Below are 21,116 nucleotides of genomic sequence, written 5' to 3'. Positions count from 1 at the left end.
ATGGCTATTTCACTCGGATCGATCGCTGACGACTATACGGGCGCGTCGGATCTTGCCAACACGCTGACAAAGAATGGCCTGCGCACGGTGCAGACGGTCGGCATCCCTGATCCATCGCTGGCACTGCCCGACGTGGATGCCGTTGTCGTCTCCCTGAAAATTCGCTCGGTCCCGGCCCCAGAGGCCGTCACAGCTGCCACCGAAGCCGAGCGATGGCTGCGCCATCGGGGCGCGGGCCATGTGCTTTACAAAATCTGCTCGACCTTCGATTCCACCGATGCCGGCAATATCGGTCCCGTCACCGAGGCCTTGCGCAATGCTGCGGGCGGCGGCAGCGTGCTGGTTACACCAGCCTTTCCGGAAACCGGCCGCACCGTCTATCTCGGCCATCTCTTCGTCGGCGGCCAACCCTTGAACGAAAGTCCGCTCAAGGATCACCCCCTCAACCCCATGCACGACGCCAACCTCGTGCGGGTTCTCACCCGCCAATCGCGCGGCGCCGTCGGCTTGATCGACCTGGCAGCCGTCGCGGCCGGCCCTGACGCCGCCAGGGCGAGGCTCGATGCGTTGCGCACGACAGGGGTGACCATGGCTATTGCCGACGCGATTTGCGAGAGGGATCTGGAAACTCTCGGCGAGATCGCACTCGAAACGCCGATGTCGACCGGTGCGTCCGGCCTTGGCCTCGGTCTTGCCCGGGCGCTCGTCCGTTCCGGCCGCATATCAGGCGGCGCAGCAGCTGAAGACATCATTCGCCCTGTCGGCGGGTTTTCGGCGATTATTGCCGGCAGCTGTTCGAAAGCAACGCTACGCCAGCTCGAGGTCGCCGAACGGTCGATGCCTGTGTTGCGGCTTGATCCGGAGCGGCTGATATCAGGCCCGGATGAGATCGCCGCGGCGATTTCCTGGGCCGGAGACCGCATCTCCGCCGGTCCCGTGATCGTCGCCGCGAGCGCGGCGCCGGAAACCGTATCCCGGCTGCAATTGCAATATGGGCGGGAGGCTTCCGGCCACGCGATCGAGACCGCGACGTCCATCATCGCCGCCGAACTGGTTGAAAGAGGCGTGCGCCGCCTGGTGGTCGCCGGCGGCGAAACCTCGGGGGCCGCCGTCGACAGGCTTGCCATTCCGGCATTTCTGATCGGCCCCGAAATTGCCCCCGGCGTGCCGGTGCTGCGGACGGTCGGCAATCGGCAGGGCGACATGCTTCTGGCATTGAAATCAGGAAACTTCGGTGGCGACGACTTCTTTGAGGCAGCGCTGGCGATGATGAGGTAATCCCACCAGCCATGGAGCATCCCGATGGAATATATCGATCGGCTCCAGCATAAGATGCGGCGGTCCGCCGAGGTAAAGCCATAAGATACCGCCTGAACCGCGGCCTTCAGACGATCTGCCCGCCGGGGTTCCGGCAGACTTGCGGGCACGACATGAAGGACGGCCCGATGCAAACTCGTCAGATCGAAATCGCTGCATTCAGTCCAGACCATCTGGAAGGCGCTGTTGCGCTCTCCAGACAGGCGGGCTGGCCGCATCGGCGGGAAGACTGGCAGATGGCGCTCGCGTTGAGCGAGGGCGTGGTCGCGATCGAGGACCACAGGGTCGTCGGCACCATCCTCGTCACACCCTACAGGCAAGATTGCGCGACCATCAACATGGTCATCGTCGACGAAACCATGCGCGGCCGTGGCCTCGGCCGCAGGCTGATGGAAGCCGCCTTGCGGATCGCAGGCGACCGGCCGCTGCGGCTGGTCGCGACAACGGTGGGCCTACCGCTCTACGAGAAGCTTGGCTTTCATGAAACCGGGACCGTGCTGCAGCACCAAGGCCTTGTCGGAGAAATCGGCGCGCCGGCCGGCACGAGCGCTGCCACCGCCGACGATCTCCCGGCCATCATTGGGGTGGACCGCCTTGCCTTCGGCGCCGACCGAGAAAAGCTCATCTCCTATCTCGCAAGGATCGGCGAATTCGCCGTCATTCGCCGCGACGGCGGTGTCTCTGGTTTCGCCTGCCTGCGTCCCTTCGGTCGCGGTGAGGTGATCGGACCCGTGGTCGCCGCGGATATCGAAGACGCGCGCAAGCTCATCGAACATCACATCGCCGCACGGGCAGGACGGTTCCTCCGGGTGGATACGACTGCCGAAACCGGACTCTCTCCATGGCTGGTCACGCTGGGGCTCGCCCATGTCGGCGGTGGCATCGTTATGAGAAAGCCATCGGCCGGCGACGTCGCCGCCCGGACCGCTACCAACTTTGCCCTTGCCAGTCAGGCCCTCGGCTGATCCGGAGATCCCATGTACAGCAATTCGCTCATCGAACTCGATCGCGCCCATCTCATTCATCCGGTGGCATCCTACCGCAGCCATGAAAAGCATGGCGTACGGGTGCTGGCCTCGGCCAAGGGAGCAACGGTCACCGACGCCTCGGGCAAACAACTGATCGACGGTTTCGCCGGCCTCTGGTGCGTCAATGCCGGTTACGGCCACGAGAGCATTGTCGAGGCGGCGGCCCGGCAGATGCGGGAGCTTCCCTATGCGACCGCCTATTTCGGCCTCGGCTCCGAGCCTGCGATCCGACTCGCCGGAGAGCTTGCCGACCGGGCGCCGGGCGATCTGAACCATGTCTATTTCACGCTCGGCGGCTCAGATGCGGTGGATAGCACGATCCGCTTCATCCGTTACTACTGGAATGCTCGAGGGCGGCCCGAACGCGATCAGTTCATTTCGGTCGAACAGGGCTATCACGGCTCCTCGACGGTGGGTGCGGGCCTCACCGCCTTGCCAGCCTTCCATGCCGGCTTCGGCCTTCCTTTCGACTGGCAGCATAAAATCCCGTCGCATTACGCCTACCGCAATCCAGTCGGCGACAGCCCGCAGGCGATCATTGAGGCCTCGCTCGTGGCACTGAAAAGCAAGGTCGAGGCGATCGGGCCCGAACGCGTCGCCGCCTTCTACGTCGAACCGATCCAGGGTTCGGGGGGCGTGCTTGTGCCGCCGAAAGGCTGGCTCAAGGCGATGCGGGAATTCTGCCGCGAGCACGACATCCTTTTTGTCGCCGATGAGGTGATCACCGGCTTTGGCCGGACCGGGCCGCTTTTTGCCTGCAGTGAGGAAGGGGTCGTGCCTGACCTTATGACAGCCGCCAAGGGCCTCACCTCAGGCTACGTGCCGATGGGCGCCGTTTTCATGGCCGATCACGTCTATGAGACGATTGCCGACGGGGCGGGTGCCAGCGCGATTGGCCATGGCTACACCTATTCGGCCCACCCTGTCAGCGCCGCCGTCGGCCTCGAAGTGTTGAAACTCTACGAAAACGGCCTTCTCGACAATGGAGTCAAGGCCGGGAGGCGGCTGATGCAGGGCCTGGACTCGCTGAGGGATCACCCGCTCGTCGGCGATGTCCGCGGGCGCGGTATGCTTGCTGCCATCGAGCTTGTGGTAGACAAGGTGAACAAGACACCGCTGCCGGCATCGGCCGAACCGGCGCGCCGCATCTTCGATCGCGCCTGGGAAAACGGCCTCGTCATCCGCGCGTTCGGCAATGGTGTGCTTGGTTATGCCCCGCCGCTGTGCTGCACTGAAACGGAGATCGACGCAATCGTCGAGCGCACCCGTATGACGCTCGACGAGACGTTGGAGGACCCGGATGTGCGTCGGGCGCTGCGGGCCTGAGAATATCGCGAAACAGCGAGATTCGGTATTTTGTGCCGCCTCATGGCGCCTTTTCGGAGAATCCGACGCAGCGCAGGTGACAAACTGAGATCAAGAAAAGACCTGGAACCGGCGGATGCGAGCGTTCCAGACAAGAGCGGGACAACGAGACCGCCGGCGGAACAGAAAATTCTTCTTCGAGAAGCCGCGCTCCGATTGGGGCCGAACACTGGGGAATTCACGTGAGCAAGAGCCTTTCGGAATTCAAATACCTGACCTTCGACGTCGTCGGCACGCTCATCGATTTCGAGGGCGGTCTCAAGACTTGTCTTGCCGAGATCGCGGCCGAAACGGGAAATGAAATCGATGGCGAGCGGGCGCTCAGCCTCTACCGCGAGGTCCGCTACTCCGACGACGCCGACCTCTTTCCCGACGATCTCGTGCGCGTCTATCTCGCGATCGCGCCGAAGCTCGACCTGCCGGCCGATCGCCAATACGGCGAACGACTGCGGGACTCGGCAAAGAGCTGGAAGGGTTTCACCGACAGCGCCACAGCACTGGCAGAGCTCGCAAAAGATTACCGCCTCGTAGCGATGACCAACGCCCGCCGCTGGGCATTCGAATTCTTCCAGAAGGAGCTCGGCAATCCCTTCCACGCGGCCTTCACTGCCGACGATACGGGGACCGAGAAACCCGACCCGGCCTTCTTCGAGCAAGTCTTCGCCTACATCGCTTCGGAAGGGCATTCGAAAGATGAAATCCTGCATGTCGCCCAGAGCCAGTACCACGATATCGGGGTGTCCAGGAAACTCGGCCTGGTCAATTGCTGGATCGAGCGGCGGCATGCCCAGAAGGGCTACGGCGGCACGATCGAGCCGGCCGAGTTCACCGCACCCGACTATCATTTCACGTCGATGGCCGACCTTGCAGAGGCCGTCGCCGCCGCGCGCGCCTGACTTTTAAAGCCGGATCGGGCCCGCCACTAAGGCGGCCCGTCACAGAGGAAAAGGGGAATGAGATGAACAACAAGATCACCAATTGGACCAGATCCGACGACGCCATGATCGAAACCGCCATCCGTCGTGGCGCAACCCGTCGCGAATTGCTGCATATGATGATTGCGGGCGGCGTTGCCATGTCGGCCGGCGGGCTTGTGCTCGGCCGCGCCGGCAAGGCGCTCGCTGCGACGCCCGTTGCCGGCGGAGCACTCAAGGCGGCCGGCTGGTCGTCGTCGACGGCTGATACACTCGACCCAGCAAAGGCGTCGCTCTCTACCGACTATGTCCGCTGCTGCTCCTTCTATAACCGCCTCACCTTCCTCGACAAGAGCGGTACGCCGCAGATGGAGCTTGCCGAGGCGATCGAATCCAAGGACGCCAAGACCTGGACCGTCAAGCTGAAGAAGGGCGTCACTTTCCATGACGGCAAACCGCTGACGGCTGAAGACGTCGTCTTCTCGCTGAAGCGCCATCTCGACCCGTCCGTCGGTTCGAAGGTTGCCAAGATCGCCGCCCAGATGACCAGCTTCAAGGCTATCGACAAGCAGACCGTCGAGATCACGCTTGCCGATCCGAATGCCGACCTGCCGACCATCCTGTCGATGCACCACTTCATGATCGTTGCCGACGGGACGACCGATTTCACCAAGGCCAACGGCACCGGCGCTTTCGTCAGGGAAGTCTTCGAGCCGGGCGTTCGTTCCGTCGGGATCAAGAACAAGAACTACTGGAAATCCGGCCCCAACGTCGATTCCTTCGAATATTTCGCCATCAGCGACGACAATGCCCGCGTCAACGCCCTGCTATCAGGCGATATCCACCTCGCAGCCTCGATCAATCCACGCTCGATGCGCCTTGTCGAAGCCCAGGGTGACGGCTTCACCTTGTCGAAGACGACGTCCGGCAACTACACCAACCTCAACATGCGGCTGGACATGAATCCCGGCAACAAGCGGGACTTCATCGAGGGCATGAAGTATCTCGTCAACCGCGAACAGATCGTCAAATCGGCGCTTCGTGGCCTCGGTGAGATCGGCAACGACCAGCCGGTTTCCCCCGTCAACTATTACCGCAACGCCGATCTGAAGCCGCGCGCCTTCGATCCGGACAAGGCGAAATTCCACTTCGACAAGGCTGGCGTGCTCGGTCAATCCATTCCCGTGATCGCCTCCGAGGCGGCAAACTCGTCGATCGACATGGCGATGATCATTCAGGCGTCAGGCGCCGAGATCGGCCTCAAGCTCGATGTCCAGCGGGTTCCCTCCGACGGTTACTGGGACAATTATTGGCTCAAGGCGCCGATCCATTTCGGCAATATCAATCCACGTCCTACCCCCGACATCCTGTTCTCGCTGCTTTATTCCTCGCAGGCTCCCTGGAATGAGAGCCAGTACAAGTCGGAAAAGTTCGACAAGATGCTGATCGAAGCACGCGGGTCGCTCGACCAGGAAAAGCGCAAGGCAATCTATGACGAGATGCAGGCAATGATTGCCAATGAAGCCGGCACGATCATTCCGGCTTATCTCTCGAATGTCGACGCCACCACTGCCAAACTCAAGGGTCTGGAGCCCAACCCGCTCGGCGGCCAGATGGGATATGCCTTTGCCGAATACGTCTGGCTTGAAGCCTGATAGATTAAAGAACCGGGGCTGCGGCCCAGCCCCGGTTCTTTCGAAACCGACCGAGACGAAAGGGGAGCCACCCGTGAACAACCAGGTCTTATCCCTTGTGCTGAGCAGATTGTTCGTCGCCGTGATCACACTGCTGATCGTCTCTTTCGCGGTCTTCTTCGCAACAACGCTCCTGCCGGGCGATACGGCGACGATCCTGCTCGGTCAGGCCGCCACGCCGGAAGCCGTCGAAGGGCTGCGCAAGGCCATGCATCTCGACGAGCCGGCCCTCTTTCGTTTCCTGCGCTGGATCGTCGGTCTATTGCAGGGCGACCTCGGCACGTCCTATGCCAACGAAATGCCGGTCGCAGCCCTGATTGCCGGCCGCTTCATTAATACGCTGAAACTTGCCGGCGTCACCGCGCTGTTCTCCGTGCCGATTGCGCTGACACTCGGGATCACCGCGGCAATGCTGCGCGGCACTCTTTACGACCGGATCGTCACCGTAATCACCATCGGTGTCATCTCGGTGCCGGAATTCATGGTCGCGACCTCCGCCGCGCTCATCTTCGCCGTCTACCTGAAATGGCTGCCGGCGCTCTCCCTGGCCAACGAGGTCCACAGTCTGAGCGACCTGTTGCGCGTCTATGCCATGCCGGTGATCACGCTCACCTTCGTCGTCTCGGCCCAGATGATCCGGATGACGCGTGCAGCGGTGATCGAGACGCTCAACACGCCCTATGTCGAGATGGCGTTGCTCAAGGGCGCCTCCCGGCCGCGCATCGTCTTTCGCCATGCGCTGCCGAATGCTCTCGGCCCGATCGTCAATGCTGTCGCGCTGTCGCTCTCCTATCTGCTCGGGGGTGTCATCATCGTCGAGACCATCTTCAACTTTCCCGGTATCGCCAAGCTGATGCTGGACGCCGTAGCCACCCGCGACCTGCCGCTGATCCAGAGCTGCGCGATGATCTTCTGTCTTGGCTATCTGCTGCTGATCACCATCGCCGATATCATCGCCATTCTTTCCAATCCGAGGCTCCGATGACCATGACCAGCTCCGAGACCACTTCCGCCCGGCTGCCCGGAACCCGGCTTGGTTATCGCTTCAACCTCGTCGGAGCGATCGGCCTGACCGTCATCCTCGCTTGGGCGCTCGTCGCGATCTTCGCGCCATTGATTATCCCTTATCCCATCGGCGAAATTGTCGATCTCGATTATTTCGGCCCGATGAGCCGGGAGCTCTGGCTGGGCTCTGATTATCTAGGCCGCGATATGCTGTCGCGGATTCTGATGGGCGCGCGTTATACGGTCGGCATCTCGCTCGCGGCGGTAACGATCGCCTGCTTCAGCGGTGTGGTGCTCGGCATGATCGCGGCGGTCGCCGGCGGTTGGCTCGACACGATCCTCAGTCGCTTCCTCGACGCCATGAATTCCATTCCGAGCAAGCTTTTCGGTCTGGTGGTGGTCGCCGCGGTCGGGTCTTCGATCCCGGTTCTGATCCTGACGCTGTCGGTGATCTACATCCCTGGCTCCTACCGCTTCGCCCGGGCGCTCGCCGTCAACATCAATACGATGGATTTCATCACCGTCGCGCGCATCCGCGGTGAAAGCACCCTCTATCTCATTCGCTCGGAAATCCTGCCCAATATCGTCGGGCCGGTGCTTGCCGATCTCGGCATTCGTTTCGTCTTCATCGTTCTGCTGCTGTCGGGACTGTCGTTCCTGGGCCTCGGCGTCCAGCCGCCCTATGCCGACTGGGGTGCGCTCGTGCGCGAGAATATCGGTGGCCTGCCATTCGGCGCGCCGGCGGTGATGTTCCCCTCACTTGCCATCGCCAGCCTCACGATCAGCGTCAATCTGCTGATCGACAACCTGCCGCAGAAGATTCGCGACCGGAGCCCGTCATGAGCAATTTCATCGAAATTCGTGACCTGAAGGTCGAAGCCACCACCGATTCCGGCCGACGCGTCGAGATCATCAAGGGTGTCAGTCTTGATATTGCCGAGGGCGAGATCGTCGCGCTGATCGGTGAGAGCGGCTCGGGCAAGACGACCATCGCCCTGACGCTCATGGGCCATACCCGCGCGGGCTGCCGCATCTCCGGCGGCAGCGTTTCGGTCGGTGGCAAGGACATGGTCACCCTCAGCGAGAAGCAGCGCGCCAAGGTGCGCGGCACGCAAGTCGCCTATGTGCCGCAATCGGCCGCCGCCGCCTTCAACCCGGCCACATCGATCATGGACCAGGTGATCGAGGTTACCCGCATTCATCAGCTGATGTCGCCGGAAGATGCGCGTGCCCGGGCTATCGAGCTCTTTCGGGCGCTTTCCCTACCGGAACCGGAGACGATCGGCAGCCGGTACCCGCACCAGGTTTCCGGCGGCCAGTTGCAGCGCCTTGCAGCCGCCATGGCGCTGATCGGCGATCCCACTCTGGTCATCTTCGACGAGCCGACAACGGCGCTCGACGTGACGACCCAGATCGAAGTTCTGCGCGCTTTCAAATCGGTGATGAAAAAAGGCGGCATATCGGGCGTCTATGTCTCGCACGACCTTGCCGTCGTCGCCCAGATCGCCGACCGCATCGTCGTTCTCAAAGGCGGAGAAACCCAGGAAACCGGCACCACCGAAGAGATTCTGAACGATCCAAAGCATCCCTATACCAGAGAACTGCTTGCAGCCTTCGAGCCGAAATCGCGCGGCACGGCGGGCGCAATAGAGGCCGCGACGGCGCCGCTTCTGACGATCGAAAATCTCGTCGCTGGGTACGGACAGCGCCAAGCCGACGGCCTTCCCCTGGTTCGCGCAGTCGAGCATGTGAGCCTGACGGTGGAAAAAGGGCGCAACCTCGGCATCATCGGAGAATCCGGTTGCGGTAAATCGACGCTCGCCCGCACCATTGCCGGCATCCTGCCGGCAGCCGTCGGCAAGATCATCTTCGACGGCACGGAACTGCGCCGCAGCGCTCGCGAGCGCTCACGTGATCAGTTGCGCGAGATGCAGATCGTCTTCCAATATGCCGATACGGCGCTCAATCCGGCAAAATCCGTCGAGGACATCCTCGCCAGGCCGCTGGTTTTTTACCATCGCATGGATCGACAGGCGCGAAATGCCCGGATCGACGAACTCCTCGACATGGTGCGCCTTCCCCGCAACCTGCGCCACCGCAGGCCGGGGGAACTCTCGGGCGGGCAAAAGCAGCGCGTCAACTTCGCCCGGGCGCTCGCCGCCGATCCGAAGCTGATCCTCTGCGACGAGATCACCTCGGCGCTCGACACCGTGGTCGCTGCCGCCGTGATCGATCTCCTCAAGGAACTGCAGCGGGAACTCGGCCTCTCCTACATCTTCATCAGCCACGATCTGTCGGTGGTGGAAGCGATCTGCGACGAGATCGTCGTCATGTATGGCGGCCGAAAGATCGAAGAAATCAGCCCCGCGAAGGTGAAGGCGCCGCAGCATCCCTATTCGCAACTGCTCTTCTCGTCGGTGCCGACGCTTGATCCGGCCTGGCTCGACGAGCTCCAGCAGGATCCGGAACTAGTGCGGGCCTATTGCCGGCACTGAGGGCCGGTCCCACGCGCATTTCCTGGCTCAGTTTTTGCCCCAGGAATCATGCCGTCGTTCTATGCGCGACTGATCCACCCTTTTAAATCAAAGCAAGGCGCTAGCCAAATCGAGCGCACGCCGGGTCGGGTCGTGCTGGAAAGCCTCGACTCGACTGCAGAATCCCAGCAAGTGGCAGCCAACATGGCTTTGGAAGGCAGGGATGAGATTTTGTCGCAAGTCCTTCCAACCATTGAAAGGCTTCTATTTATGGGGGGAACGACCTGCGACACAGGGAACCGATATGCACGCAGGATGAGAGACGCAAAACCGCTGTGCCGTTTTGCTTGAATAGCCCTAATGCGGGAACAAGGTCGTCAGTGGCATGTGCGCCTTGACGATCGGTGATTTCAGGACGACGAAGCTGAAATATTTGTCGATGCCGACGTCCATGTCAGTGAGCCGCTCCATGATCGTCTGGTATTCGTCAATTCCGGCGGTGACGAATTTCAGCAGATAGTCGTAGCCGCCCGAAACCAGATGGCATTCGATCACCTGGTCGACCTTCTCGATCGCTGCGAGGAACCGGGCGAAGTCGATCTGCCGATGGTTTTTCAGGGTGATTTCGGTGAACACGGTCAGTGTCCGCCCGAGTTTGCTGACGTTGATCTGAGCCGAATAACCTTCGATGTAACCTTCGGACTGCAGCTTCTTCACCCGCATCAGGCAGGGGCTCGGCGACAGATTGACCAGCTCGGCGAGCTCCACATTGGTGACGCGGCCATTCTTCTGCAGTTCGTAGAGAATTTTTATGTCGATCCGGTCGAGTTTCATCATCACACGCGCCTTCGCTTGCTCGAGATCGCCAACGGCGCAGCAGATTATGCTGCAGCCTCTCCAACGTCGAGCTTAACACATCACAAAGGGGTGTCGACCGGATTGCGGGACATGCCGAAGCACAAATGGCTGCCGGCCGGCCCGCAAGACGGAATCTTCTGCTGCCGTGGGATGAACTCCGGCAAAGGCGTGGCGGTGAGTCCGTTAGACTGGCCTGAAACGGAGACCATGCCATGCCCGCACCATTGACGCGCGTCGACACTACACCGCAGCTACCCGCTGCCGCCGATGCGGTCGTGATCGGCGGCGGCATCGTCGGCGTCTTCGCCGCCTATTATCTGGCCAAACGTGGATTGAAGGTCGCCCTCGTCGAGAAAGGCCTTGTCGGGGCAGAACAATCGAGCCGCAACTGGGGCTGGTGCCGGCAGCAGAACCGCGATGCTCGTGAATTGCCGATCTCGACCAAGAGCCTCGATCTGTGGGAGCGCTTCGCCATCGAAACAGGCGAGGACACCGGCTTCCGCCGCTGCGGCCTCTTCTATCTCAGCAATAGCGAGGAAGAACTTTCAGGCTGGGCCCGCTGGCGCGATTTCGCCCGATCGGTCGGTGTCACAACCCATATGTTGAGTGGCGCGGAGGCAACCGAACGCGGGCGGGCCACCGGCGCCGTATGGAAAGGCGGGGTCTTTTCGCCGACCGACGGCACCGCCGATCCTGGAAGAGCCGCGCCTGCCGTCGCGCGTGCGATCCTGAAGCTCGGCGGCACGGTGCATCAATCCTGTGCGGCCCGCGGCGTCGACATTGAAGGCGGCAGGGTTTCAGGCGTCGTCACCGAGCACGGCACCATAGGGACAAAGATCGCGATCCTGGCCGGCGGCGCCTGGGCCTCGTCCTTCTGCCGCCAGCTCGGCATTCGATTTCCGCAAGCTTCGATCCGCTCGTCGATCCTGTCGGTTTCGCCGGGTGCACTCGGCCTGCCGGATGCGCTGCATACATCAGCGGTATCAGTGACACGCCGCGGCGACGGCGGCTACACGCTGGCGATCAGCGGCCGCGGCCGCGTCGACCCAACCGCGCAGCAGCTCCGTTTCGCGCCGCAGTTCCTGCCGATGTTCGCCCGGCGCTGGCGCAGCCTCGCACCCGGCGGACTGGAAGGAATTCGCTCAGGGCACGAATCTCTGGCGCGATGGCGGCTCGACAGGCCGACGCCGATGGAGCGGATGCGCATCCTCGACCCGGCCATCGACAAGACCACCATCGCTCTCACGCATTCACGGGCGCTCCAGCTGCTGCCCGCCTTGAAGAACGCCGAAATCAACGCGGCCTGGGCGGGCTATATCGACAGCACGCCAGATGGCGTGCCGGGGATCGGCGAGATCGCTACCCTTCCGGGCTTCATCCTCGCTGCGGGCTTCAGCGGCCACGGCTTCGGCATCGGACCCGGCGCCGGTCATCTGATTGCCGATATCGTCACCGGCAATGAGCCGATCGTCGATCCCAGGCCCTATCATCCCAACCGCTTCGCGGAATCCGCCTGGGGCAAGGTCGCTGACTTCTAGACAATGTCGCACGAAGCCGCGAAGGACACTCAGGAGGCGGCCGCCATTCGCGGGCTCACGGCGGTGGAAGGCTTGCGGCCGTCGGCGGTCTGAAATCGGGAAATCCTTTCGTTCAGCAGTTCCACCTGCTGCCGAAGCCTGTGAATTTCGGCGGTGTTTTCCTCCACCATGGCGGCATTGTGCTGAGTGATATGCTCGATGTCGCGAACCGCGCTGTTGACCTCGTCGATCCCTTTGTACTGCGTGCTGGTGGCGGTCGAGATGACCTGCACCAGCCCGTTGATCGAGGTGAAATGCTCTATGATCACGGAAAGCGCCTCCCCAGTCTCCTCCACGAGCCTGACGCCCGCGCCAACCTGCGACGCGCTGTTGGAAATGAGATCCTTGATTTCGCGGGCGGCCTTGGCGCAACGCTGTGCAAGCTCGCGCACCTCCTGTGCGACGACGGCAAAACCCCTGCCCGCCTCTCCTGCCCGCGCCGCCTCGACGCCGGCATTGAGTGCGAGAAGATTGGTCTGGAAGGCAATCTCGTCGATCACGCCGATAATGCTGGAGACCTTGTCCGACGAACGATTGATCGCGTCCATCGCGTCAACGGCCTTGGCGACGACAGCCGCGGAATGCTCCGCCTGCCGATGCGCCTCGGCGACGGAAACCGATGTCTGGTGCGCGTTTTCCGCTGTCGTGCGAACGCTGGCTGTGAGTTCGCCAAGCACGCGTGAACTGTCTTCGAGAGCGGCCGCCTGTTGTTCCGTGCGCCGCGCCAAATCGTCGGCCGCACCCGAAAGATTGGTGCTGCCCTCGGCGATTTCGTAGGTGGTGTTGCGGACCTCGGCGAGCGTGCGGCGAAGCGCATCGATCGCCTGGTTGTAGGTCCTGGCCATCGCGACATAATCGGCGGCCAGCTCCTCGCTCATCACGGCTGCGAGATTGCCGTCGGCGAGTTTGCCGAGCATGTCGGACAAGGCGTCCAGAGCCTCGCTCTGCTCGGCCTCGATGCGCGCCTGCTCGGCTTCGCGGCGGGCCTGCTCGTGTTCGTCCCGCGCCCTGTTAGCCTCAGCCACCTCTTCGAGCCTGGTCTTTTCAAGCGCCTGGTCGCGGAAGACGGTCACGGACCGGATCATATCACCGATTTCGTCGCCGCGCTTGCCGTCGCCGATCGGAACGTCGAGATCGCCGGCGGCAAGTCTCGTCATCGTCTGGGTGATCCGCTTCAGCGGTCCGCGCAGCGTTTCGATCAGCATCAGGCCGCCGATGATCGCAAGCACCGTGCCCGCGATCATTGCCGAGAGCGACATGGTGGCCGAGCGCTGGCTGATGTCCTTGCCGCTTTCCTGCGCCGTGCTGACGAATTGCTCCAGAGTATGGCTTGCCGATGCCACGAGTTCGGTCGCCGTCCCCCTCTCTGCCCGCCACCGATCTGCGACCGATATCAGCAGCGACGTGTCCTTCTCGATCGTGGCGAGGGATGGCTCTATCTTCTTCGCAAGTTCCTGCAAGGCGGCGTTTTTGCCGCTCAAGGGCACGAGCTGTCCAGCGCTTTCGCGCAGCCCCTTGAGATCGGCGAGAACGGCGTCCCGCGCTTCGGCATCGACCCGTCTGTTCAATTCACTCAGGTGCAGGCGCAGATCGTCGATCGATTTGAACGCGGCACTGACGATCGCCACCATGGAGCGCAGCGTGCCGATATTCGCATCCATACCGACAAAACGCTCGATAGCGGTATCCGCATTTCCTGAGGCGAGCTTTACGAACTTCTCTTCAAAGCCCTGCAGATCCTGGTCGACGGGAGCATAGCCCACAAGCGTCAGGTTGGCGCTGTCCTTGGCCATCGCGGCGAGTTTGTCCAATACCGGCTTCAGCGCGGCAATCTGGCTTTGGGCCTTGTCGGAAGCGACTGCGGCGCTCCCGCCGACCTCCTTGACGAGCGGCGGCAGAAGGCTGCCGAGAGCGCCGGCAATATCCGCGGGCGCAGTCGCCTGCGCGGTCGCCTTGCGCAATTTCGCAATGCGCTGGGCGATGTTCTTGTAGGCGGAGGCATCGAGGAGAAGCGCCCGGACGAAGGCTTCCTTTCCGTTCGCCTGATCCTGAAGGACGTCGAGCTGCTTGCGGGCGGTCTGGCTCTCCTTGAAAAGCTGCGCCACGGCCGCATCGATCGCCTGTTCGGTATTCGTGCGCTCCTGAGCCACGGCCCAAAGCGCGTCCGCACTACCCTGCATCCTGCCGCCGAGGTCGCGCACCGCCGAGATCTGCTGCTTCTGGGACGGATCGATCAACATCGCATCGAGCGTCGTAGCGCCTTTCTCCTGATCGGAGATGCTGGCGATCAGCCGATCGCGTGTGGCCGCCGTCGGAAGATCGGTAAAGGCCGTCAGCGAGGATCGCAGCTGCTGGAAACTGGAAAGCGCGTCGATCGTCTGCCGCGTCAGGGTCATCTGGCCCTTGAGCGTGCCGGCGGTGAAATAGCCGAAAAGCCCGATGCCCGCTATGAGGACGATCAGAGGGACGACGAAGAAGAGAACCTTCGTCACGATCCGCATGCGCTGCAACAGTCGATCAATCAACGACATGAAATGTTCGCCCCTGCCCAGGAAATTCGGCTCTTTCTCCGGCGGCGGCCGCGTCCGAGGCCATCACGATAGGCATAACTCTTAAAAAAATGGTCAATGGTGTCGAGTTATCCGGCGCGTAGGAGATGGTGAAGAAAAACCCCTACGATCTTCAAGTCCTGACAAGCCCCCTGTTTGCCGCCGGCGCAGCGGGCACGGCATTTTGTCTTCAACGCGCCGGTCGCTACAAATTGGTCCGATCATGACAATGCACACTCTTCGACTGCCACCATCGCGACAAACGGCGGTAGGGGAACGTTGGTCGCTTCAGTTCCTCACCGGCATATTGGCAATTGCGGCGCGCAACGCTGCCGCCACAGGTGTGCCAGCGACGGCGAGGTCGCGTACCGTGCTCATGTGGTTCCCGTCTGCGGCGAGCGATGCCCACACATCAAGCCCTTGGGCGGCAAGAATCTTTCTGAACGCATTTGCCTGAATTTTAAACGGATCAGTTTCCTGTTCGCCGGCCATGATAGCGACGCGCGTTGCAGGATCGTGCTCGTGACGCATGGGCGTAAACCGTCTCACCTCCTCGTCGCTCAAGGCGATCTCGTCACGCAGGAAGGAGGTCTGCAGGGGCTCGAGGTCGTAGAGCCCGCCGAGCAGGAAAGCGGCAACGACGCGCGAAGGCGAAGGAGACCGGTGGAAGAGAAAGGTTGCCAGATGTGCACCGGCGGAGTGACCGCTGACGGAGAATCGGTGCGGTGTGGCGCCAAAACGATCGGCATGGGCCAGCAGGAAAGCCTTGGCTTTCAGGACCTGACCAACCAGAACGTCCATTCTCGCGCCGGGCATCAACGAATAATCGACGATGGCTGCGACCGCGCCGGCGCCTGTGATCGTCTCAGCGACGCAGGAATAATCCTCCTTGGAAAACATTCGCCAATAGCCACCATGGATGAACATGTGTATCGGCATGTCAGGGTCGGCATCATTCGGCACGAAGATATCGAGCGTCTCGCCTGGCCCAGCCCCGTAAGCGATGTTGGCCTCCATGGTCACGGTGCGCCGCGTTGCAAGGCTGCGGGCACGGAGATCGGCGACGATCTCGTCGAAATCTGAGACATGATCACGAATGCGGAACGGATCGGCGGTCACGCGCTCCTCCTCAGAAGCTGGTGGCAATGTACTTGGCTTCCATGAACTCTGCGATACCGTGATGCTGCCCTCCTTCACGTCCGAGGCCGCTCTGCTTCACACCGCCAAAGGGGGCAGCGGGATCGGAGACCAGTCCACGATTGAGAGCGATCATGCCCGCCTCGACCTTCGAAGCGACGCGCATGCCACGGCTGATGTCGCGGGTATAGATGTAGGCGGCGAGGCCGTACTCGGTATCATTGGCCGCAGCTATGACCTCTGCCTCGCTGTCGAAACGATAGAGCGGCGCGACGGGACCGAAAATCTCTTCACACCCCATGTCTGAGGCCGGCGAGACGTCGACGAGCACCGTCGGCGGATAGAAGAAGCCCGGCCCTGCCAATGTTCGTCCGCCGCAGAGCGCGCGCGCCCCCTTTGAAATGGCGTCCGTAACCAGACGGTCGATCTTCTCCACTGCCTTGCGTGTGATCATCGGACCGCATTCGGTATCCGGATCTACACCTGGGCCGATCTCGAGGGCGGCCATGCGCCGGGTAAATTTTTCCGCGAAGGCATCGTGGATAGCGGACTGGACATAGATCCGGTTCGCAGCGGTGCACGCCTCACCGGCATTGCGCATTTTCGCAACCATCAGACCCTCGATCGCAGCATCAACGTCGGCGTCGTCGAAAACGATGAATGGCGCGTTGCCGCCGAGCTCCATGGAGCAGGAGATGACATTTTTTGCTGCTTCCGCCAGCAGCGTGCGCCCGACACCCGTCGAGCCTGTAAAGGAAAGCTTTCGCACACGGGGGTCAGCCAGCATAGCGGCGATGACGGGGCTCGGCGTCGATGTTGTCATCACGTTCACCACGCCCGGCGGCACGCCAGCCTCCTCGTAGAGAGCAGCAAGCGCATAGGCCGTCAACGGCGTCTCGCTCGCCGGCTTGAGGATGACGGTGCAGCCTGCGGCAAGGGCCGGCGCAATCTTGCGGGTCGCCATCGCGGCCGGGAAATTCCAGGGTGTAATGAGTACGCAGATGCCGATAGCCTGGTAATCGACGACGATCCGGTTTCCGCCGGCCGGGGCGATGCCGAATTCACCTGAGATCCGCACCGCCTCCTCAGCGTTCCATCGGAAGAATTCCGCCGCATAGGCCACCTCGCCGCGCGCATCGCGCAAAGCCTTTCCGTTCTCGAGCGAAATGAGTCTCGCGAGCGTTTCGGAGCGCTCCACCATAAGTTCGAAGCAGCGGCGCAGGATCTCGGAACGCTTTCTCGGCGGAGTCTCGCGCCAGCTTTCCGCGGCGCTCGCCGCAGCCTCCACGGCCGCTGCCGCATCCGCAAGCGTCGCATCCGGCACGGCGGCAATGACCACCTCGGTCGACGGATCGATCACCTGGATCCGACCTTCGCCTGCCGCAGGCCGCCAGGCGCCGCCTATATAGAGACCACGGGAAAACGAGCTGAGCCCGAAGGTATCATCGTCGGGGTGGAGAGAAAGCTGGTTGACGTTCATGATGATTTCCGAGGTCAGAGGGCGGAAGCGGCCAGGTCGCCGTCATAGGCGGCCCGAACCAGGCCGCGCATGGCGGCCGAATCGAGGGGGCGTGGGTTATTCTTGATCAGCCGGCCGATTCCGAGGGCCTCCCCGGCCGCCCAGTCGATCCGGTCTTCGGGAAGGCCGAGTCCGGCGAGCGTCGGCGCAATGCCGATCGCCGCAAAGAGGCGGCTCACCTCGGCGATTGCGGCATCGGCAACTGTCTCGTCCTTCTCTATTCCATTGGGATCGAGGCCGAGCGCTTTACCGACCGCGGCAATTTCCGCGACGGCGACGCGGCGATTAAATGCCATCACATAGGGAAGCATGGTCGCTACCCCGAGTCCATGCGGCGTATGCGTCAGGGCGCCGACCGGATATTGCACCGCGTGGGCTGCGGCAGTGCCCGCGGTTCCGAAGGCGCAGCCGGCTGCAAGCGCGCCCATCATCACATCGGCGCGCGCATCGACGTCCGAACCGTCGGCAAAGGCCTTTTCCAGGCTCCGGCTGAGGAGCCGGATGGCATGCAGAGCGAACTGGTCGGTGAGATCGCTTTTGCCGACGAAGACATGCTGCTGCGCAAGCTCCGCATCGCCGGGGCGGCGCATCGCCGTGAACGCCTCGATGGCATGCGTCAGCGCATCGGCACCGGCAATCGCCGTCAGCCCAGGCGGGCAGGACAAGGTGAGTTCGGGATCACAGATCGCCGCTGCGGCGATGAGATATGGGCTGGAAATTCCAACCTTCAGGATACGGTCGGAATCGGAAACAACCGCAACCGGCGTTACCTCGGAGCCGGTGCCGGCCGTGGTCGGCACAGCAATGACCGGCAGGACCGGTGCAGGCACCTTGAACTCACCATAATAATCGGTGAGCGCGCCGCCATGAGCGAGCAGGAGCGAGGCGCATTTCGCCATATCGAGGCAACTGCCACCGCCAATCCCGATCACCATATCTGGTTCGAAGCCGCGCGCGGCTTCAACGCAGATAGCTACGGTATCGCGCGGCACGTCCGGCAGCGTCTGGTCATGCACTACGACGCCAATGCCGGCCGCTTTGACGGCAGCGATCATTTCCGCGAAGACGGGCGTTGCGGCAAAACGCGCGTCCGTGCAGACGAGAGCGCGCCGTCCGGTCTTGCTGGCGACGCTCGGTAGTGCATGACGCTGGCCGACACCAAACAGGATTTCCCGCGGCAGCCTCAAGGCGGCAAACAGGCTCATGATCTTTGTCCCTCGAAGGCCAGGATGCGGGAGGGGGAAAGCGCGTTTAGGTCGTCCCAAAGGCGCTGGTCGATCTCAAAACCATTGCGGCTGGCGGCCGCACGCCGCTGACGCGCACGATCCCCGGGGACGCGAACCGGTTCGCCGGCCATCTCGGATGGTGAGGCGCGCACCGCAGCGAGATAGGCTGACAGCCGCGTCGGAAGACCCGGCGCCAGACTGGGCTCGATCAGAATGAAGACGTCGCCCTTGTTGCATGGCGACTGGCTGTCGAGCGTGCCGTGCACCTCGGGTGCGAGCGCGGAGCCTGCAAGAGCCGCCACCAGCAGCTCGAGGGCAATGCCGAGGCCATAGCCTTTTGCATCGCCGAAGGGTGCAATCGCGCCGGCCTTGGCACGCTTCGGATCTGTCGTCGGCCTGCCGGCCGCATCGCGCGCCCATCCCTCGGGAATGGGTCTGCCGGTCGCCGCGTGATGATGGATCCTGCCCATCGGCACGATGCTGGTGGCAAGGTCAAGCACAAGTGGGTCTTCGGCGGTCGGAACGCCAATGGCGATGGGGTTGGTGCCAAGCATTGCCCGTGTACCGCCGAATGGATGGACCAGCGCCTCACTGGACGATAGCGCGATGCAGACCAAACCCATCGCAGCAACGGCCTCAACATAATGCGCGAGCATGCCGAGATGGTTCGCATTGCGCACGGCGACCAGGCCGATGCCAAGATCAGGAATATGAGGCGCCAACCGCTCGATCGCGGCCATGGCGACGATGGGGCCAAGTCCCGCCGATCCCTCGACCTCCAGCACCGCATCCGCCCGCCAGCGCTGCGTTCCCTTCGTCTGTGGGTCGATGACACCGCGCTTGATCCTTTCGACGAGGCGCGAGAGCCGGCACAGGCCATGCGAGGGGTGCCCCTTCATCTCGGCCGTCACCAGGACGCGAGCCTGCAGCGCCGCATGGTCACGCGGTGCGCCACGCTCTTCGAGCAGGCGGGTGGCAAGCGCAAGGGCTGCCGCTTCGGAAACGCGCATGATTTGTCCCCTATATTAAATCGTATAGGATATAGGATTGTCTTACACGCAGCATCGTGCTAGCGATTGAACCTGTCAAGAGGCAAGGCATCAGATGATTTCGACGAGACTTAGAGAACCCTCAACGGGAACGGCCCAGATCCAGCGCGCCAACGGCTTAGCTGTCGACGTCTACGAGGCAATCTTCAACCAGCTCATGTCGCTGAAGATCGCCCCCGGAGAGCGCATTACGGTCGACAACCTGGTCAGGGAGTTCAACGTCTCCCACACTCCGATCCGCGAAGCTCTCGGTCGGCTTGAGGGCGAAGGCCTCGTCGTCAAGCAGCATCTCGTCGGCTACCGCGCCGCGCCCCAGATTACGCGCCACCGCTTCGATGAACTCTATGAACTTCGTCTGCTGCTGGAACCTGCCGGCGCTGCGAAGGCGGCTCAGGCGATGAACGACGAAAAACTGGCCATCCTCACGGACGCCGCAGGCGTGATGACACGTCGCGACGATAGGGACGAGCGGGCGAACTATTCGGCCTTCGCCCGCAAGGACGCTATTTTCCACGACCGCATCATGGAGTTTGCCGGTAACGAGTTGATCCGAGAAATGCTGGCATTCCAGCACACGCATTTCCACATTTTCCGCCTGATGTTTCATCGCCGCGTCACGGAGGAGGCACTCGGCGAGCATCAGACGCTACTCGACGCCTTCGCGGCGCGCGACCCCCGCGCTGCTGAGAACGCAATGCGCATCCACATTGAACGTTCGCGAGACCGGCTGTTGCCGGCGTTCGACGACATCTGATTCAACCCGCAGGCAAGAGCGTGCCTGTGACAACGAGGAGGAGAACCCATGGCAGGCAAGAAAATCCTGATGCTCACTGGCGATTTCACCGAGGAGTACGAAATCTTCGTCTTCCAGCAGGCGATGGAGGCGGTCGGGCACACGGTGCACGTGGTGTGCCCGGACAAGAGGGCGGGCGATATTCTCAGGACGTCGCTGCACGATTTCGAGGGAGATCAGACCTACACCGAGAAACTCGGGCACAATGTCACCATCAACAAGACGTTTTCCGAAGCGGAAGACCAGCTCGATCAGTATCATGCCGTTTACTGCGCCGGCGGGCGCGGGCCCGAATATATCCGCACCGACAAACGGGTGCAGGCAATGGTGCGTCACTTCCACGAGCAGCGGAAGCCGATTTTCACCATCTGCCACGGGGTCCAGATCCTGATCGCAGTCGACGGTGTCGTTCGCGGCAAGAAGGTGGGTGCGCTCGGGGCCTGCGAACCTGAGGTCACGCTGGCGGGCGGAACCTACATCGACCTCTCGCCCACTGAAGCCTATGTCGATGGGACGATGGTCTCGGCCAAGGGTTGGACGGCGCTCGCCGCCTTCATGCGCGAATGCCTGAAGGTGCTGGGAACGGAGATCCGCCACACCTGAGACCACGG

At 62.3% G+C, this 21,116-nt stretch carries 16 protein-coding genes and 1 pseudogene; 11 read left to right on the top strand and 6 right to left on the bottom strand.

All coding sequences use genetic code 11. The features are described 5' to 3' along the window. From otnK to NL154_RS24675, 8 genes are all read left to right on the top strand, one after another. On the top strand, nt 1-1,278 hold the full coding sequence (otnK, locus tag NL154_RS24710; protein WP_434734196.1) for a 3-oxo-tetronate kinase: 1,278 nt from the start codon (nt 1-3) through the stop codon (nt 1,276-1,278). Between the two features lie 167 nt (nt 1,279-1,445). Next, on the top strand, nt 1,446-2,282 hold the full coding sequence (locus NL154_RS24705) for a GNAT family N-acetyltransferase (RefSeq protein WP_210631768.1): 837 nt from the start codon (nt 1,446-1,448) through the stop codon (nt 2,280-2,282). Between the two features lie 12 nt (nt 2,283-2,294). Further along, complete coding sequence (locus NL154_RS24700; RefSeq protein ID WP_210631767.1) at nt 2,295-3,671, top strand: aspartate aminotransferase family protein; 1,377 nt, start codon at nt 2,295-2,297, stop codon at nt 3,669-3,671. Between the two features lie 221 nt (nt 3,672-3,892). Continuing rightward, nucleotides 3,893-4,606, top strand: a complete 714-nt coding sequence (locus NL154_RS24695; protein WP_210631766.1) for an HAD-IA family hydrolase — start codon at nt 3,893-3,895, stop codon at nt 4,604-4,606. Between the two features lie 62 nt (nt 4,607-4,668). Continuing rightward, entirely contained in the window at nt 4,669-6,279 is a 1,611-nt protein-coding gene (locus NL154_RS24690) for an ABC transporter substrate-binding protein (RefSeq protein WP_434734195.1), read from the top strand. A 73-nt stretch (nt 6,280-6,352) separates the two neighbouring features. Continuing rightward, a complete protein-coding gene (locus NL154_RS24685) occupies nt 6,353-7,303 on the top strand; it encodes an ABC transporter permease (protein WP_434734194.1) in 951 nt (316 codons plus the stop codon). After that, nucleotides 7,300-8,166 (top strand): ABC transporter permease, encoded by an 867-nt coding sequence (locus NL154_RS24680; protein ID WP_434734193.1) that lies wholly within the window; start codon nt 7,300-7,302, stop codon nt 8,164-8,166. Before NL154_RS24685 ends, NL154_RS24680 begins: the two co-directional genes overlap by 4 nt. Then, entirely contained in the window at nt 8,163-9,818 is a 1,656-nt protein-coding gene (locus NL154_RS24675; protein ID WP_210631762.1) for an ABC transporter ATP-binding protein, read from the top strand. Before NL154_RS24680 ends, NL154_RS24675 begins: the two co-directional genes overlap by 4 nt. Nucleotides 9,819-10,154: 336 nt before the next feature. Here the strand turns inward: NL154_RS24675 and NL154_RS24670 are convergent, their stop codons facing one another. Then, nucleotides 10,155-10,631, bottom strand: a complete 477-nt coding sequence (locus NL154_RS24670) for an Lrp/AsnC family transcriptional regulator (protein WP_210632195.1) — start codon at nt 10,629-10,631, stop codon at nt 10,155-10,157. A gap of 236 nt (nt 10,632-10,867) precedes the next feature. On the opposite strand from NL154_RS24670, the gene NL154_RS24665 reads away from it, so the two are divergent. Further along, complete coding sequence (locus NL154_RS24665) at nt 10,868-12,193, top strand: NAD(P)/FAD-dependent oxidoreductase (RefSeq protein WP_221098914.1); 1,326 nt, start codon at nt 10,868-10,870, stop codon at nt 12,191-12,193. Between the two features lie 29 nt (nt 12,194-12,222). Here NL154_RS24665 and NL154_RS24660 read toward each other — a convergent pair whose 3' ends face one another. From NL154_RS24660 to NL154_RS24640, 5 genes and pseudogenes are all read right to left on the bottom strand, one after another. Continuing rightward, nucleotides 12,223-14,763, bottom strand: a complete 2,541-nt coding sequence (locus tag NL154_RS24660) for a methyl-accepting chemotaxis protein (RefSeq protein WP_434734192.1) — start codon at nt 14,761-14,763, stop codon at nt 12,223-12,225. Between the two features lie 223 nt (nt 14,764-14,986). Next, nucleotides 14,987-15,900: pseudogene (locus tag NL154_RS24655) on the bottom strand (alpha/beta hydrolase). A 10-nt stretch (nt 15,901-15,910) separates the two neighbouring features. Beyond that, nucleotides 15,911-17,398, bottom strand: coding sequence for an NAD-dependent succinate-semialdehyde dehydrogenase (locus NL154_RS24650; RefSeq protein ID WP_210631757.1), 1,488 nt, complete (start codon nt 17,396-17,398; stop codon nt 15,911-15,913). A gap of 14 nt (nt 17,399-17,412) precedes the next feature. Continuing rightward, nucleotides 17,413-18,642: an iron-containing alcohol dehydrogenase gene (locus NL154_RS24645; RefSeq protein WP_210631756.1), complete on the bottom strand. Its 1,230-nt coding sequence runs from the start codon at nt 18,640-18,642 to the stop codon at nt 17,413-17,415. Next, complete coding sequence (locus NL154_RS24640) at nt 18,639-19,673, bottom strand: Ldh family oxidoreductase (protein WP_434734191.1); 1,035 nt, start codon at nt 19,671-19,673, stop codon at nt 18,639-18,641. Before NL154_RS24640 ends, NL154_RS24645 begins: the two co-directional genes overlap by 4 nt. Before the next feature lie 94 nt (nt 19,674-19,767). Between NL154_RS24640 and NL154_RS24635 the strand changes: the two genes are divergently transcribed. After that, a complete protein-coding gene (locus NL154_RS24635) occupies nt 19,768-20,466 on the top strand; it encodes a GntR family transcriptional regulator (RefSeq protein ID WP_221165006.1) in 699 nt (232 codons plus the stop codon). 48 nt (nt 20,467-20,514) lie between these two features. Next, nucleotides 20,515-21,108: a DJ-1/PfpI family protein gene (locus NL154_RS24630; protein ID WP_221147348.1), complete on the top strand. Its 594-nt coding sequence runs from the start codon at nt 20,515-20,517 to the stop codon at nt 21,106-21,108. Nucleotides 21,109-21,116 lie beyond the last annotated feature (8 nt).

Source organism: Rhizobium sp. YTUHZ044 (genome assembly GCF_051123975.1).
Taxonomy (GTDB): Bacteria; Pseudomonadota; Alphaproteobacteria; order Rhizobiales; family Rhizobiaceae; genus Rhizobium.
The sequence above is the reverse complement of the archived record's forward strand: the minus strand, read 5'-3'. Positions and strand labels throughout refer to the sequence as shown.

Excerpts from the sequence above, each read along its gene's own strand:
- NL154_RS24645 (WP_210631756.1), bottom strand. The coding sequence starts at position 18,642 with ATGAGCCTGTTTGCCGCCTTGAGGCTGCCGCGGGAAATCCTGTTTGGT.
- NL154_RS24665 (WP_221098914.1), top strand. The coding sequence starts at position 10,868 with ATGCCCGCACCATTGACGCGCGTCGACACTACACCGCAGCTACCCGCT.
- NL154_RS24675 (WP_210631762.1), top strand. The coding sequence starts at position 8,163 with ATGAGCAATTTCATCGAAATTCGTGACCTGAAGGTCGAAGCCACCACC.
- NL154_RS24640 (WP_434734191.1), bottom strand. The coding sequence starts at position 19,673 with ATGCGCGTTTCCGAAGCGGCAGCCCTTGCGCTTGCCACCCGCCTGCTC.
- NL154_RS24690 (WP_434734195.1), top strand. The coding sequence starts at position 4,669 with ATGAACAACAAGATCACCAATTGGACCAGATCCGACGACGCCATGATC.
- NL154_RS24680 (WP_434734193.1), top strand. The coding sequence starts at position 7,300 with ATGACCATGACCAGCTCCGAGACCACTTCCGCCCGGCTGCCCGGAACC.
- otnK (WP_434734196.1), top strand. The coding sequence starts at position 1 with ATGGCTATTTCACTCGGATCGATCGCTGACGACTATACGGGCGCGTCG.
- NL154_RS24635 (WP_221165006.1), top strand. The coding sequence starts at position 19,768 with ATGATTTCGACGAGACTTAGAGAACCCTCAACGGGAACGGCCCAGATC.
- NL154_RS24700 (WP_210631767.1), top strand. The coding sequence starts at position 2,295 with ATGTACAGCAATTCGCTCATCGAACTCGATCGCGCCCATCTCATTCAT.
- NL154_RS24705 (WP_210631768.1), top strand. The coding sequence starts at position 1,446 with ATGCAAACTCGTCAGATCGAAATCGCTGCATTCAGTCCAGACCATCTG.
- NL154_RS24660 (WP_434734192.1), bottom strand. The coding sequence starts at position 14,763 with ATGTCGTTGATTGATCGACTGTTGCAGCGCATGCGGATCGTGACGAAG.
- NL154_RS24650 (WP_210631757.1), bottom strand. The coding sequence starts at position 17,398 with ATGAACGTCAACCAGCTTTCTCTCCACCCCGACGATGATACCTTCGGG.
- NL154_RS24630 (WP_221147348.1), top strand. The coding sequence starts at position 20,515 with ATGGCAGGCAAGAAAATCCTGATGCTCACTGGCGATTTCACCGAGGAG.
- NL154_RS24670 (WP_210632195.1), bottom strand. The coding sequence starts at position 10,631 with ATGAAACTCGACCGGATCGACATAAAAATTCTCTACGAACTGCAGAAG.